This is a genomic window from Methanolobus vulcani (assembly GCF_900100715.1).
GTDB classification, from domain to species: Archaea; Halobacteriota; Methanosarcinia; order Methanosarcinales; family Methanosarcinaceae; genus Methanolobus; species Methanolobus vulcani.
This window is the reverse complement of record NZ_FNCA01000005.1, coordinates 39,297-53,670: the sequence shown is the minus strand read 5'-3', so window position 1 is coordinate 53,670 and position 14,374 is coordinate 39,297. Positions and strand designations below refer to the sequence as shown.

At 37.8% G+C, this 14,374-nt stretch carries 10 protein-coding genes; 1 reads left to right on the top strand and 9 read right to left on the bottom strand.

The window, feature by feature from the left end:
* From BLP52_RS08480 to BLP52_RS08440, 9 genes are all read right to left on the bottom strand, one after another.
* Positions 1 to 1,938: a PAS domain S-box protein gene (locus tag BLP52_RS08480; RefSeq protein WP_162272960.1), complete on the bottom strand. Its 1,938-nt coding sequence runs from the start codon at positions 1,936 to 1,938 to the stop codon at positions 1 to 3.
* 254 nt (positions 1,939 to 2,192) lie between these two features.
* Positions 2,193 to 4,778: a PAS domain-containing sensor histidine kinase gene (locus BLP52_RS08475; RefSeq protein WP_162272959.1), complete on the bottom strand. Its 2,586-nt coding sequence runs from the start codon at positions 4,776 to 4,778 to the stop codon at positions 2,193 to 2,195.
* A gap of 250 nt (positions 4,779 to 5,028) precedes the next feature.
* Positions 5,029 to 6,318 (bottom strand): M1 family aminopeptidase, encoded by a 1,290-nt coding sequence (locus BLP52_RS08470; RefSeq protein WP_091710051.1) that lies wholly within the window; start codon positions 6,316 to 6,318, stop codon positions 5,029 to 5,031.
* A 116-nt stretch (positions 6,319 to 6,434) separates the two neighbouring features.
* A complete protein-coding gene (locus BLP52_RS08465; RefSeq protein WP_202905751.1) occupies positions 6,435 to 6,728 on the bottom strand; it encodes a hypothetical protein in 294 nt (97 codons plus the stop codon).
* Entirely contained in the window at positions 6,725 to 7,816 is a 1,092-nt protein-coding gene (gene pylB, locus BLP52_RS08460) for a methylornithine synthase PylB (protein WP_091710050.1), read from the bottom strand. The genes BLP52_RS08465 and pylB overlap by 4 nt, the downstream gene beginning before the upstream one ends.
* Before the next feature lie 491 nt (positions 7,817 to 8,307).
* The gene (locus BLP52_RS08455) at positions 8,308 to 8,715 is read right to left on the bottom strand and encodes a response regulator (RefSeq protein WP_091710049.1); all 408 of its coding nucleotides are present in this window, start codon (positions 8,713 to 8,715) and stop codon (positions 8,308 to 8,310) included.
* A 1-nt stretch (position 8,716) separates the two neighbouring features.
* Positions 8,717 to 11,560, bottom strand: coding sequence for a PAS domain S-box protein (locus tag BLP52_RS08450; protein WP_394328636.1), 2,844 nt, complete (start codon positions 11,558 to 11,560; stop codon positions 8,717 to 8,719).
* A 72-nt stretch (positions 11,561 to 11,632) separates the two neighbouring features.
* Positions 11,633 to 12,409 carry a helix-turn-helix transcriptional regulator gene (locus BLP52_RS08445; RefSeq protein ID WP_091710047.1) on the bottom strand — a complete coding sequence of 259 codons (777 nt, stop codon included), beginning with the start codon at positions 12,407 to 12,409 and terminating at the stop codon, positions 11,633 to 11,635.
* A gap of 27 nt (positions 12,410 to 12,436) precedes the next feature.
* Positions 12,437 to 13,180, bottom strand: coding sequence for a helix-turn-helix transcriptional regulator (locus tag BLP52_RS08440; RefSeq protein ID WP_238380766.1), 744 nt, complete (start codon positions 13,178 to 13,180; stop codon positions 12,437 to 12,439).
* 531 nt (positions 13,181 to 13,711) lie between these two features.
* Between BLP52_RS08440 and BLP52_RS08435 the strand changes: the two genes are divergently transcribed.
* Entirely contained in the window at positions 13,712 to 14,362 is a 651-nt protein-coding gene (locus BLP52_RS08435) for a methyltransferase cognate corrinoid protein (RefSeq protein ID WP_091710046.1), read from the top strand.
* The last annotated feature ends 12 nt before the right edge of the window (positions 14,363 to 14,374 follow it).

Below are 14,374 nucleotides of genomic sequence, written 5' to 3'. Positions count from 1 at the left end.
TTATATATTGACATTTATCTTGTCGTATTCCGGTTCATTTGGTATTGTGAAAGTAAAACTGCTCCCTTCACCAGGCTTGCTTTGAACACTGATCCTGCCTCCATGCATTTCTATGAATTTTTTTGCAATAGCCAATCCAAGACCGGTTCCTTCAAGTTCATGATTCATATAAGGTTTTATTTGTTTAAAAGGCTGGAAAAGCTTATCCCTGTCAGCCATGGAAATACCAATGCCTGTATCCCGTATGCTAATGCATATTGAACTTTCAACTGTGCCGGCTTCAATTGTAACCTTTCCATCCTTTGGAGTGAACTTTATTGCATTATTTGTGAGATTATAGATTATTTCCTGGAATTTTGTCTTATCAGCAACTATCATCTCTGTTAATGAATCAAATTTAAGTTCAAGGTCCAATCCCTTTTTCATGGCTAAAGGTGTCACTGCCATCTTTACTTCATTGATGCTGTCAAAAAGGTAGAATTTTTCGTAGTTCAGTTCCATTCTTCCAGCTTCTATCTTTGAAAGATCCAGAATATCATTTATCACATTTAAGAGGTGCTTTCCACTCTTTGAGATAAAATCTATATACTCGGCTTGTTCTTTGTTCACTTCTCCGAAATCTTCTCCCTTTAGAATTTCTGAAAAACCAATGATTGAGTTCAGGGGTGTTCTTAGTTCATGGCTCATTGTTGCCAGGAATTCATTTTTGGTCAGACTTGCTTCCTCAGCAGTTATCTTTGCTTTCAGTAATTCATCTGCATATCTTTTCTTTTCCGTTATATCCCTGCAGACACAAAACACGAGTTTTTTTCCGCTATATGCCATGAGATTTGAATTTATTTCTACATTGAGAATAGTTCCATCTTTACATTTCTGTTTAGTTTCAAACAGTAATCCTCTCAAATCAGAGCATTTAATCATGTTGAGCAGGTGCTCGCGATCAAAATTAGCATCCCAGTCCCACACATGCAATTTCTTTATTTCCTCGGTAGTATATCCAAGCATTTCAGCAAAAGCGGGATTAGTCTCAAAGACACTTCCATCTGTTTCCAGTATGACCATCCCATCCCTGGATTGCTCCATGAGAAGACGGCGCCAGTGGACTTCTTCAGCAAGTGCATTCTCAGATTTCAGCCTTTTTGAAATGTCTTTGATGATGGCACAATTATATTCTTTTTCTCCATAGACCATATGATTTACAGTGATCTCAACAGGGATCATTTCCTTATTTTTTGCCAAATGCATGGAATAGAATGTGAAACCTTTTTCCTCTTTGATCTGTTCCCAGTGTTCTTTCCATATGTTCTCTGGAAAAGCCGGATCAATATCGGGTACTTTCATCGATAATAGTTCTTTTTCAGAATATCCCAGCATGTTACAGGCAGTTTTATTGACAAAGAAGAATTCTCCGTTTTCCCGTGTCCAGAAAATTGCATCACTAAAGTTTTCAAGTGAAAAAAAGGCAAGTTTTAAATCTTCTTCAGCTTTTTTCTGTTCAGTTACATCCCGAATAACTACATAGTGCAAGTCTTTTTTTTCGGCTAGTGGGGCACTTCTGTAGATCTTCACATCACGAACGTCACCGTTTGCAAGCCTGTGTTTCGAAAAAAAGTAATTCTTATCACCGGCAATCTTGCATTCAATTGGATGATCTTTTTCTTTTCCTTTCCTTGATTCCATTATACATACATCTATATTACTAATATCAATGGCTTTTAGTTCTTCAAGTGCCCATCCATAAAATTCAGAAGCAGCATTATTAGCATCAAGTATCTTACAGTTACTCTGATCAATTAGCATTACGACAGTTTTTTCATTATGAAAAAGGTCTCTGTAAGTGTCTTCATTTTTTAGAAAATAGTCGATCAATGTTTCTTCTTTGTGCAGAAAAGACAAATCATCTTCTGCCCGCTCCCAATGATGAACTTTTTTTTCCATAGAATCATCTACCCTATCTATTAATTCAGATGTGCCACCTGTAAAGACATCAGGCATCGTATATCAGACAAGATGCCAAGGACCAATTATTTAAAATCCCAATATTTTCAAAAGCAATCCCTATCTTCAATTGATGCAATCAACCCTGCAAATAATTACTATTAAATCACTATTATTTAAAGATGAAGGGTTTGATTCTGCTAGTTGAGCACCTATTAATGGCGATATAGTAAAAAAGTTTTAAATTCTAAATCTTAGAAGGCCTTTTTTAATGTGATCCAGAATATACTTCCCTGCCCTTCAGGATTATTCTCCACACCATATGCTCCATCATGCAATTCACTTATACGTTTTACAATTGCAAGACCAAGTCCTGTACCTTTAATCCCTCTTTTATCTGCACGCTGGAACCTATTGAAGAGCAACTTTTTATCAGGGTCAGGAATTCCTGCGCCACGGTCAGTAACAGCCACCTTCCACATGTTTGCTTCTCCACTGAATGTCACATCTATAGTACTGTTTACAGGGCTATATTTAATAGCATTTGATAATAGATTAGTAAAAATCTCTTCTACAACAGGGTTTGCAACTGCAGGACAGCAAGTTTCTCCGTAAACATTCACAATCTGCTGACTTGCTTCTATTTGATCTCTGAAACCATCGATGACCATTTTAAACACAGGTACAAGGTCAATGACTTCAAAGTCAATGTCATCCTGTTTCTGGAGTTTCGCAAGAGTGGTGGCGGTTTCAAGCATTTCTATTAACCTGTCATTATTGCTTTTAATCTTCTCTGCCAGCTTCCTTGCCTGTTCATCATTAATTGTATCAAGCAGTTCTTCAGTGTAACCTTTGATGACACTTGCAGGTGTTAGCAGGTCATGACGTATGATATCTGTGAACAGGTCTTTGAGATCATTTGATTTCTTTAGTTCACCTGCATATCTTTTAAGTCTCTCCTCTGCCTTTTTCCTCTCTGTTATGTTCCTGGCAACAGAAAGAATAGCCTGTTCGCCTTTATATTCTATCAGCCTGGAATTGAGTTCAAGTGGTAGCAGGGTTCCATCTTTAAGCACAAAAGAAATTTCAAAAATGACACTTTTTTCCTTGATAATGCGTTCAGTGTAGCTATCCATTAATTGTTTCATTTCTGGTTTCACAATATCTACAGGGGACATTTCAAGCATCTGCTCTTTTGTATAACCTGTTGAAGATACCATGGCCCTGTTAACATCAATGAAACTTCCGTATGGTCTGCAAATGTATATAAGATCGTCTACGTGGTTGAATATGGTCTTAAGGTTCTTTTCAGACTCAACCAGCATAGCTTCCATTCTTCTGCTTTCGGTGATATCCTCTCCTGAACTTATAACACCTATACGTTTGCCATTCTCATCTTCTACCGGTACATCATGCCAGAATATCAGCCTTTCTTCCCCTTCCTTTGTTACAATATAATTTTCAAAATAGGTAGGAGGATCCAGTTCGTGGTTAATAACTTTGACAAAATTAGTTCTGGTCAGTTCCCTGACACTTTCAGGCAGGAAACTATCAAACCAGTTCTTTCCGATTATATCCTTTTTATCATACCCGAGAACTTCAGCTCCTTTGTTATTAACAAAAATAACATTAAGATCTGTATTTACGATTCCAATAATGGAACCTGCAACATCAAGATAGTTGTACAGTTTATCCCTTTCTCTTTTGAGAAGATCTTCTGTTCGTTTTCTTTCACTGATATCCCTTATGATAAGAAGTTCTGCCATCTTACCCTCATACTCAATGATTGAACCATTTATCTCAACAGGGATATTATCATTATTTCTGGTCGAAATATTGATGTCGAATATCCCTTTATCAGCAATTTTATTGCTGCACAATTTGAGCCACTCTGATGCGCTATGCTCATCATTTACAGGACTGAACTTCATGTAGCTTTCATTGATAATCTCATCATGTTCATAACCTGTGAGTTCAGTTATCATGGGATTTGCGAATTTAATAATTTCATTCTGTATGATAAGAATTGCATCATTTCCTTTTTCAACAATAGTCGAGTATTTTTTTTCTGACTCATGGAGTTCCTGTTCAGCATTCCTTGTTTCAGAAATGTCCTTGCCCACACAGATGAATAATCCCTTTTCATCATTCATAGGTTTGCAGGTTATGCTCATGGGAACCTGTTCATCATTCTTGCAAAGGTGTTCGCATTCAAAACTAAAGCGTCCGTATTCCGTTGCTTTTTCTATTATAGGTGGTATCTCTTCAGTTACAGAGCATTGTTTTATAAGCTCAGATATATTCATCTGGTGAAGCTCATTAGCTGAAAGTCCGGTGCAGTTTTGAAAATTACTATTAGAATCAATTATATTGGCTTTCGAATCAAGTATGAAAATATAATCATCAAGTTTGTTATAGCAGTTCCTCATTTCTCTTTCAATGGACTTGAGTTGTGCGATCTCCTTCCTTTTTTCAAAAGCAAGTGTTACTATCCTTGTGAGCATATCAAGCTGTTTTTTATATTCTTGTATCCTGCTCCTGTTCTCTTCCACTTCAGGATGAAGTCCCTTAATGTTGAGTTCTATAAAACCCTCATTCTTCCCGTTAATTACTATTTCATTAACAAGGGTCATATCATAGTCATTACAATCTAAATTCTGGCATTCCTTTCCAAACAATCCTATCTTTATGGAAACCAGTTCAGATTCTTCAAAAAAAGTTGTGACTCTGTCTACGAGTAACTCTAAGGATCTCTCTATTGATGGTTCGTTCAGCAAAATGCCAAAGACATCCGTAACGTCACTAATAACGTTTTCATTTCTTTTTGAGTATCCATTCATCTCCCATTTTCCCCATGAGCAAATAAATGGCTGGTGCATACGCTAAATCCGTACGGTCGTAAATCTCCACACTAACCTACTTATTCTATGCTTCTTTAATTTATAAATATATCTACTAAAAGTATTTTTATAAATATATTTAACTTTATTTGTAACTTAATATAATTTTCTCGCTAAAAAACAAAATTAACATTAAAAATTACTAATTGCAGGTTAATATTAAATAATTATAGTTCGACCATCTCATTTTTTAGTTATACAGATAGTCTTCTACAAATTCTGTGTCTGAAGATGAAACAGAATCGATGATCTCAAGAAAATCAGTATTGTCAATTCCTCCGGAATTTTCTGCAAACTCCCTGTTTGCCTGCTGAAGTGACTCCACTCCTATAGTCTCATATAGTGTGTATGTCAGGGAAAATGCTTTCTTGTATCCATAATCCACACGCTCTTCAGTGTCGCTGTTGAGGGTTTGCGGTGTACTCCAGTCCGAAAGTGGGAAGTCATTCTCATCATGAAGATCTTCGTATTTCCTGAGGAAACGGTCACGTCTTGCCTCAGCTTCATCAGGTTCCATTTTGCTGAGTACTATGTATGTGTACAGGTCCGCATAGCCTTCATCCATCCACAACTGATCAAAGTTGCAGGCACGTGTCCAGTAATGTGAAAGCTCGTGTATAAGTATTCCATGATTGGATGTATAAAGCAGCCAGATCCCGTTCCTGCCCTGGTTATATCCACCATAACCACCGGTCTCTGTCAGATTTGCCTGCGTTATAGTAATGTTGTACTCAGGAGGATATTCAATTCCCCAATTATCTTCAAGCAGTTTAAGGCTTTCAATTGTTGTTTCCATTGTGTCCTGTGCCCACTGCTCTTCGCCTTCCCAGTATCTGACTTCGATGTCTACATCGCGTTCTGAAAGGTGAGCTGTCTCTTTTAGTGTAATACGTGGTGAAGATCTTACGGAATTTACTTTACATGCTTTATCCCAGCTTTGCCCCTTTTCGAAAATGTAGACACTGGAATACAATTTCTCTTCTACTCTGTAGTCATCTCTGCTCAGGTGTGTATCATAATCATCTGGTACTTCCAGGGTTACTTCAACATTGTCACCGTATTCATTCAATGAGAATACAGCTGTGTTCTCATTGACTTTTATTTCATAATCTACATGGAATGTGTAGCTTTCTTCATACCAGACCTTGTTGTTGAAGTAAAAGACATAATATCCATCTTCTGATTTTCTGAATGCCATGTTGTTCTCTTCATCAAAAACCTTGATGTTGAGCGCTCCGTCAGGAAGATAGGAATTGTAATTGGAGTAGTATCCTCTCCAGTACTTTGTCTCAGAATTGTTGTTGTGGAATGTGATCTCCTTTGATACTTTTACTATTCCTTGCTCAGGAATAAGTTCATAATTCGAGTTTATATCGGTGAATATATCACCACTCGTCGCTGAACTTATGTTAATAGTAAACAGGAGCATCAGAATAAGTGTAGTTCCTGCAAGTATCTGACGTTTTTTAGAAGATCTCATCACTATCTAAGTGCAAGACTGGATGTACACTGTTTAAACCGTTATGACATCAAAAATTAAATTATGTACATGAAAATCTGTTCTTTGTACATGGAATTATAATAATTCAGTCTAAATTATAAATTTATGTGCAGGAATCTATTTATCATGTATGTTAATGTGCAAGCATCTGTTGTCTTGTTATTGGGTAGGTTCTCGTTCACAGGGATTATAGCATCCACATTTTCTGAGAGTTGGATGAGCTTTTCAGGTTCCCTGACAACATCAAAGCAGTGAAAAGCATCAACAACCTTGCGTATCAGGGGCTTTTCCCTGCGGTCCACGAGCACTACATTCATGCCTGCCTTGTGTGCAAGGTAAGTGACCTCAAAACCATGGAGTTTGCCACCGATTATACCTATTGTTGTCATATTGCAGCCACCGGGATTCTTACTGGAGCTACCTGCTGCTTTTCGATGATCCTGTTAAACTCATCCTGGCTTGCAGGTTCCATGCCCATGGACCTCAGGCGCTTGATGACGCTCTTTGAGTCCCTGTCCCTTTCCTCAAGTTCCCTGTCATAGTTGACAACGCCTTCAAGTGAGGAATCTGCGGATATTATGGAAGTGACAACATTCGCACCTGCATTCAGGCGGTGGACCATGCCATCGATTCCTTCAAGGTCAAGGGATGCTGGTATGAGTTTGTCAGGGAACATCAGTCTGAGAACTGAGATTATCTTCAGTTCGGAAAGGCTGGATTCCTGTGACACAAGTTCAAGAGGAGTTCCTTCCTGTGGAACAAAGGTCATGACACGGACCATGTCAGGCTGCCCCTTTTGCATTCCGCGAAGTGAGATTATGGTTGATTCAATATCGTTTCCAACACCTGTAAGAATTCCATCTTCAACGCAGTAACCGTTGGTTCTGGCAAATTCCCTGGCATGATTCCTTTCATCGAAGGATTGTCCGACCCTCAGTTTCCGGTAGAGATCTTCGTCATGTGTTTCCTGATAGAGGGCGAGGAAATTGGCTCCACTCTCGTGGAGTCTGCTGAGAGTCCTGTCATCTATGACTCCAGGAGAGATCATAATAGGAAGTCCTGTTTCTTCCTTTACTGCCCTTACGACATCAACGAACTTTTCAGGATTATTGTGGAAATAAGGATCCTCTCCCATGGTAAGATCTACCATGTGGATGTTCTCATTCTTGATCGTCCTTGCTATGCTGCGTATCTCCTCAAGATTAAGGCGATAGCGCTGTATGTTGTTACACTTATTGTAATAGCAGAAAGCACAGTTGTTCTTGCAGTGGGTTGAGAAGTAAACGAAGCTGTAGAGGAAGACCTTGTTCCCGAAATAGTGATCTCTCACTTTTCTTGCAACATATTGCAGCTTCTCTATATCTTCCTCTTCTGTCAGGTAAAGGAGCTCTCTAAGGTTGTTGTCGGTGAGCTTCTGTCCGTTTATTATATTTTCAGCAATAATGTCAGGATCCCAGTAATTAATACCCTTTATCATGGTTCCACCTCACAGGTTAATGCTTATTCCTTTGTAGTATGATTCTGCTTCCTGTGTTGGTAGTTGTGTAAAATTCATCGATGATTTGTATAGTCAATATAAAGCTCAAGGAATATTCGACACATTTCACACGCATCTTTGCATAGTTTGTATTTTGTTAGGTGTCATCTGTTACGTGGAGATGCATTTTAAGCAGATGACACCTAAGCTTTGGGAAGTGAAAAGGAGGTTGTTCAGCCTCCCTACAAATTATAGATATAGACCCTTGAAATCAGGACTAAAAATTACTAAGAACGAATTCTATATAGCATAATTCTGTACTATTCTGACAATGATGTGTGAATTGTCAAAGGGTGTGATAATGCTTAATACTCTGATGAATCTTCAAAACACTGCATCTTTAGTATATACTTGCCTAAGACTAAAAAGTAAAAAAAGCGGTAAAATATAGCTATCTAAGATAACCTTATAAATTCTAGCACAAAATCAATCTATTTTTTGGAACTCATTTCCATCTGGTGTTTATATACTGCTATTTCAATTGCTGTTCGAAGTTCATCCTCTTCGAAAGGTTTTAAAATGTATCCGTACGGTTCTGTCTTCTTTGCCCTTTTGAGGGTTTCATCGTCAGAATGAGCAGTAAGATATATTACTGGTATATTGAACCTTTCATGAATAATCTGTGCTGTTTGAATTCCATCCATATCTCCTTTTAGTCTGATATCCATAATCACAAGATCTGGAAGGAACCCTTCAGCTTTGTTAATTGCTTCTATCCCGGACGCTGCAACACTTGGAACCTGATACCCAAGCTTTTTCAGCCTTTTCTTTAGTTCCAGAGCAACGATATTTTCATCTTCAACTACAAGTATTTTGGGAGCAATCTCAATTTCTTCCATTTTAGTTCCTCTCTGAAAAATTTATGATGAATTCTGTTCCGTGAATTGAGTTCAGCTCGATAGTGCCATCGATCTGGTCAACCAACGTTGTCACAAGCTGTAAACCTAGAGATTCCGTATTTCTGAAATCTATATCCTGAGAAATACCAATTCCATTATCTTTTATTTTCAATAAAAAATTATTTTTCAGGACTTTGAGTTCCACACTTATCTCCCCTTCTTCCATTTCGGGGAAAGCATGTTTCAGTGAGTTTGAAACAAGTTCATTGATTATCATGCCAAGAGGAACAGCTGTATCAACATTCAGAAAGACATCCTCTATTTTAGAAACAAGCTTAATATCTTTCTTTCCATTTTTGCATGATCTGGATAGATAAGTCATCAATTTCTCTGTGTAATCAGAAAAATCAACACTTGTCATATCATTGGATTGATATAGTTCTTCATGTATCAGAGCCATCGAACGCACACGGTTACGGCTATCCAAAAAGGCCTCAATTACGTCCTGTTCCTCAAAATTATCAGATGCAAGATAGAGCAAACTTGAAATTACCTGTAAATTGTTCTTTACACGGTGATGTATCTCTTTCTTGCGTATGTTCTCTGCCTGAATAAGTGCTTCCTCTACCTTTTTACGTTCGGTGATGTCCAGAATTATTCCCTGCAATGTAATCCTGCCGTAATTATCACGTCTTGTAAACGTTCTTTCATCTACCCATTTTATATCACCTGATTTGGTGTATATTCTGTATTCGTAGTTTAGTTCAGCCTCTTTTTTCATATAATAGTTGGAGATGTGCAAGTGAGTTCTTTCACTATCATCAGGGTGTATAATGTCAGCATACTTAAGGCGGTTAGATGTGAAATCTTCTACAGTATAGCCAAGTTTTGTGATATTCTCTGAAACGAACTCCACTGGCCAATCAGTTTCTGTCTTCCATTTGAATGCTATTACAGGACTGTTATTGATTATACTCTCCATTTCTTCCTTAAGTTCGTTGGAATGCTTAAGTTCGTCAGCATATTTTTTGAGTTCTTCCTCGGTTTGTTTTCTTTTACTAATGTCTCTTGCAATAGTAATGATTGCTTTATGTCCATCGAACCCTATCATACGACTGCTTAATTCTACTGGAAAGACAGTACCATCTTTTCTCATGTGAATTGTTTCCAGAAGATTACTCTTCATTTTACACAGTTTTTTGAGTACTGTGAGAAAATCTTTGCCACGATTTGAAGCATCTATGTCCATATAAGTCAAAGAAAGGAATTCATCATGGCTATATCCCATTCTTTTACATGCGATTTCATTAACTTCCAGAATATTCCCTTCTAAATCTGTAAGATATATTACATCATTAAGACTTTCAAACAAAGTCCTGAATTTTCTTTCAGAATCTCTTAGAGCCTTCTCTGCTTTTTTTTGTTCATGAATAGCCAGATCCAATGAGTTTCTTGTTTCTTCAATCCCTTCAGTGAGGATATTAAAATCTCCCATTCCATGTACTCGAACATTACGGGAAAAATCATTGTTCTGTATGGCAGTAAGTACGTTATTGGAATCTGCAATAATATTGTTCAAAGAATCTGCAAAATCATCTAATGTATCTCCAAGATGCTTGAATTCCCCTTTCAGTTCCAATTCGGTACGGGCTCCAAGCTCTCCTTTTGCAAGTGCATTTGTAACTCTGATAGATTCCCGTATAGGTGCTATCACAGCATCAAGTATCATATTAAGTCCGATTGGAATTTCTTTGAAATCTCTTTCTACATCTGTTTTTGCTCTTGTATCCAATTTACCATCAACAGCATCTTGGGCAATATTTCTAAAGTTCTCAACTATCTCATCTATAGGAGAAGTTATCGATGTTGCTATCAGGTAAGAGACAATGCCCATAAAACATATTGAAATAGTAGAAATAATAACCAGAGTATTTCTGAGTTTGGTGACTCCGGCAAACATCTCTTCTTTTGGAACCACTAACACAAAAGAGTAATTACCTGTTTTCACGGGTTCGTAGAACATTATTACTTCTTCACCTGTTACAGGATCGATAGTTTCAACACTTCCTCCTCTTCCTTTTTTGATATCGTCGGCTGATTTTGATATTTCAGGATTTCCAAAATCATAAAGAGTATGTGTTCCAATTCCTTCTTTGTATTCAGGGTGAGATACCAGAATACCGGTGTTTCCTGTTACAAATGCATATCCTGTTTCAAAGGCTTTTATGTCACTAACAACATCACCGATGTAATCTAGTGATACATCAACACCTGCAATACCTACGAATTCACCATCTTTAAAAATAGGCACGTCATAGCTTACCATGAAGATGCCCTGGTAATAATAAGGTTCAGTAACAGTGTTTTCGTGTGTTATCTTTGGAAGTTGATAGTAATCTTGGATGTCATAGTTCACCAGAGGTTCGACTCTTATTTTTCCCTGGATAGTATTCCAGTAGGGTATGAATCTCCCGGTAGAATCATGGTATTGAGCATTGATATATTCGTTGTCCTTCCCGTCAAAAGCATTGGGTTCATATCCTACATACACTCCTGTTAGAGAAGGATCAGTTTCAAGAACATTTTTGAGAATATTATTCACTTCGTTTCTGTCAGCAGCAGTATACATTTCCATTGTTTTGGCAATGGTTTGTGCAATAGCCATATTTGCCTGCATGTCACCATCGAACTGATTTGCATAGTCCCTTGCCATTTCTACGGATTGAAGATATGCAAGTTCTTTTTGTTGTTCTGTTACAGTTTCGATGCTGACTGCAGTTGAAACGATGAGTACAAGAAAAACACTGACAACTATATACAGAATCAGTTTGGTTTTTATTGTCATCTCATTCTTTTTCAATCACATGCACCTTCCAGTCCCTTTCATACGACACACAATGTCTTGCCATATTGAACTTTATATTTCAGTTGCCATCTTTTTGTAATGTTCATACATTTCTTCTCCCCACTTCAATGAGCTTTGAGAAAAAGCCATTATGTCCCTGTGGTCATAGATTCCACTGATATTGAAAAAGCTCGCCGAAAACAAGTTATCAGCAATCACAATTGAGGGTGGACATAAATCTTCTTCGTACAGGAATAATTTCGTATTCTTTGAAACTTTCATTTTATCCAGTTCTTCATGTTTATCTTCAAGCATTCTTTGCATCACAGATTGCGTAAGAATAATTGATACTTCGGCCCCTTTCTCTGAGAGCTCACTATAAAGTGGTGGATATAGAGGATGATAGATAGAGAATACGGAATGCACGTACTTTGAATGTAGAAGTCGTTCTGTAAACTGCTCAGGCGGCTCGAACATATCATTCAGATCAGGTTCTGCAATTATATAATCTTCAATTTCTCCTATCCTGTCCAGAAGGTAATTTGGTATTACATCCAGATCTCTTTTAGCCCAGTAGTCAATATCCTTTTCAAAGAGTTTTAAGATACTATTAATCGGCTTTACTGTTTCTGCTATAAGCTTTCCAATGTAAGATAGTTCATATGTTTCCCCAGGATTGCAAACAAGTTCCGCCTCTTTCAATTCCTTAAGAGGCAGTATTAATGAACGCCATGCGACGCCGAAAGCTTTCTTCATTTCTTCAGGTTTTTTTGGACCGTCTAGTAATAGCAGGAGTATTTTCCTTCTTTTTTCAGAGAACCAGATTGTTTCGGTTAATGATGATCCCATGTTCCTTATCCCCAACTATTTGGTATACTAAACGTTATTTGTAATTTCACAGAGCTCTTTTGAATTACATCTGTAATACTCAAACAATTCATGACACCATTCAAGTGAGCTTTCATCAAAGCTTATGATGTCCCTATGATCATACCGCACTTCTTCATTAAAGAGACAGATGTAGCAAAACCAGTCAGTTACCGTTATCATTGGTATCCTGGGGTTTTCTTCACAAAGAAAGATAGCTGTATTGTCCATGCCAATCAATTCGTTGAATTGTTCGAGATACTCTTTTCGTATTTTGTTCAGAGCCGCTTCTGAAAGAAAAAGTGAAATTTCCGCTCCTGTAAGGGCTGTTTTAAGATACAGAGTAAGAAATGAAGGATGAAGATATGAGACAAAGGTCATGATCTTTTTTGATTTAGGTATGTTATCTACAAATTCCCTGGGAAGTTCAAACATATGATTAATATCGGGTTCTATAAGATAATAGTGTCCAAGATCCCTTATCCTGCTAAAAAGGTGTGCTGGTATCGCATCAAAATTTCTGCTTGTCCAGAAATCCTTATTTTCCTCAACAATTCGTGATGTGTCAAGAAATGGCAGCATATTGTTAACGATTATTTCTCCTATTGTCGTCAGGCTGAAATTTTCTTGTTCCTGTTTTATGAGTTTTTCATGTTTTAGTATCTTTATCTGAGGCATAATTGACCGGGTTGTGACATTAAGTGATTTTTTTATTTGCTCAATATCTCTCTCACCTTCATTTAATAGTAACAAAAGATTCTTCCTCTTTTCCGAAAACCAAATAGTATTTGTCAATGACGTTTTCATACCCATAGTATACCACTTCTGCTGTAATATCCCTGTATTTGGGAAAGTTTTGATTCTCGGTTACTTTAAATCCATTGGTCAAAAATATCGTTCAGTAATTCTAGTGCCCGTTATGTATTACTAATAACTTTTTGATCTGCCATTATATTAACTTAATTTATATGCCAAATCACATTGATATTTACAATTCACAAGGCATGTGACAATTCACATATCTTCTGCAGAGCACATACCTCTTTTAGAAACCTGTTCCAAAATGAAATATCGTTGTCCCTGTTGAATTACTGATTGAGGGGATATGTGTCGTAATTGTTGGGAAATCGGTATGGATTATGCTATATGTTGCAAGGTAATTCATGCTTTTGTAGAAGTTATCCTTTCGGATAGCTCCTCACCAAATGGTTATTTCAATAGTATTTGCATCGGATAGTTGCAATGCTGTAAAACCAATTGTACAACAATATCAAAGGTGAATCTATGGGAAAACAAGACATCTTAAACAAACTCAAAGACACAATTGTCACTCAGAACATAAACGGCTGTGCCGAAGCTGCCAAAGAAGCACTAGATGCAGGCATCAGCGCTGTTGAAGCAATAGATGGTGGCCTCTCAGTAGGCATGAAAATAGTCGGAGACAAGTTCGAGGCAGCAGAGATCTATCTGCCACAGATCATGATGTCTGCAAAGGCGATGAATGCAGCAATGGAAATCCTGACACCTGAGCTCGAGAAGGAACAGACCGATGAAGGTGTTGGAACAGCCATTACTTTCGTACAGGAAGGGGACATCCATGACATCGGACATCGTCTGGTATCAACCATGCTCGGTGCAAATGGTTTCAAGATAGTGGATCTCGGTGTGGACGTTCCAAATGACACCATTGTTGATGAAATCAAAAAACTCAAGGGTGGCAAGATACTCCTTGCAGGTTCTGCTCTTATGACAACATCCATGCTTGGGCAGAAGGACACAGTACTTGCCATTGAGGAAGAAGGTCTTAGAGACTCTGTTAAGATCATGTTCGGTGGAGCACCAGTTTCAGACGGATGGATCGCAGAGATCGGAGCAGATGCAACCGCAGAGAATGCAGCAGATGCAGCCCGTGTGGCACTCAGTCTTATGAAGTAATAGAGGGTGAAA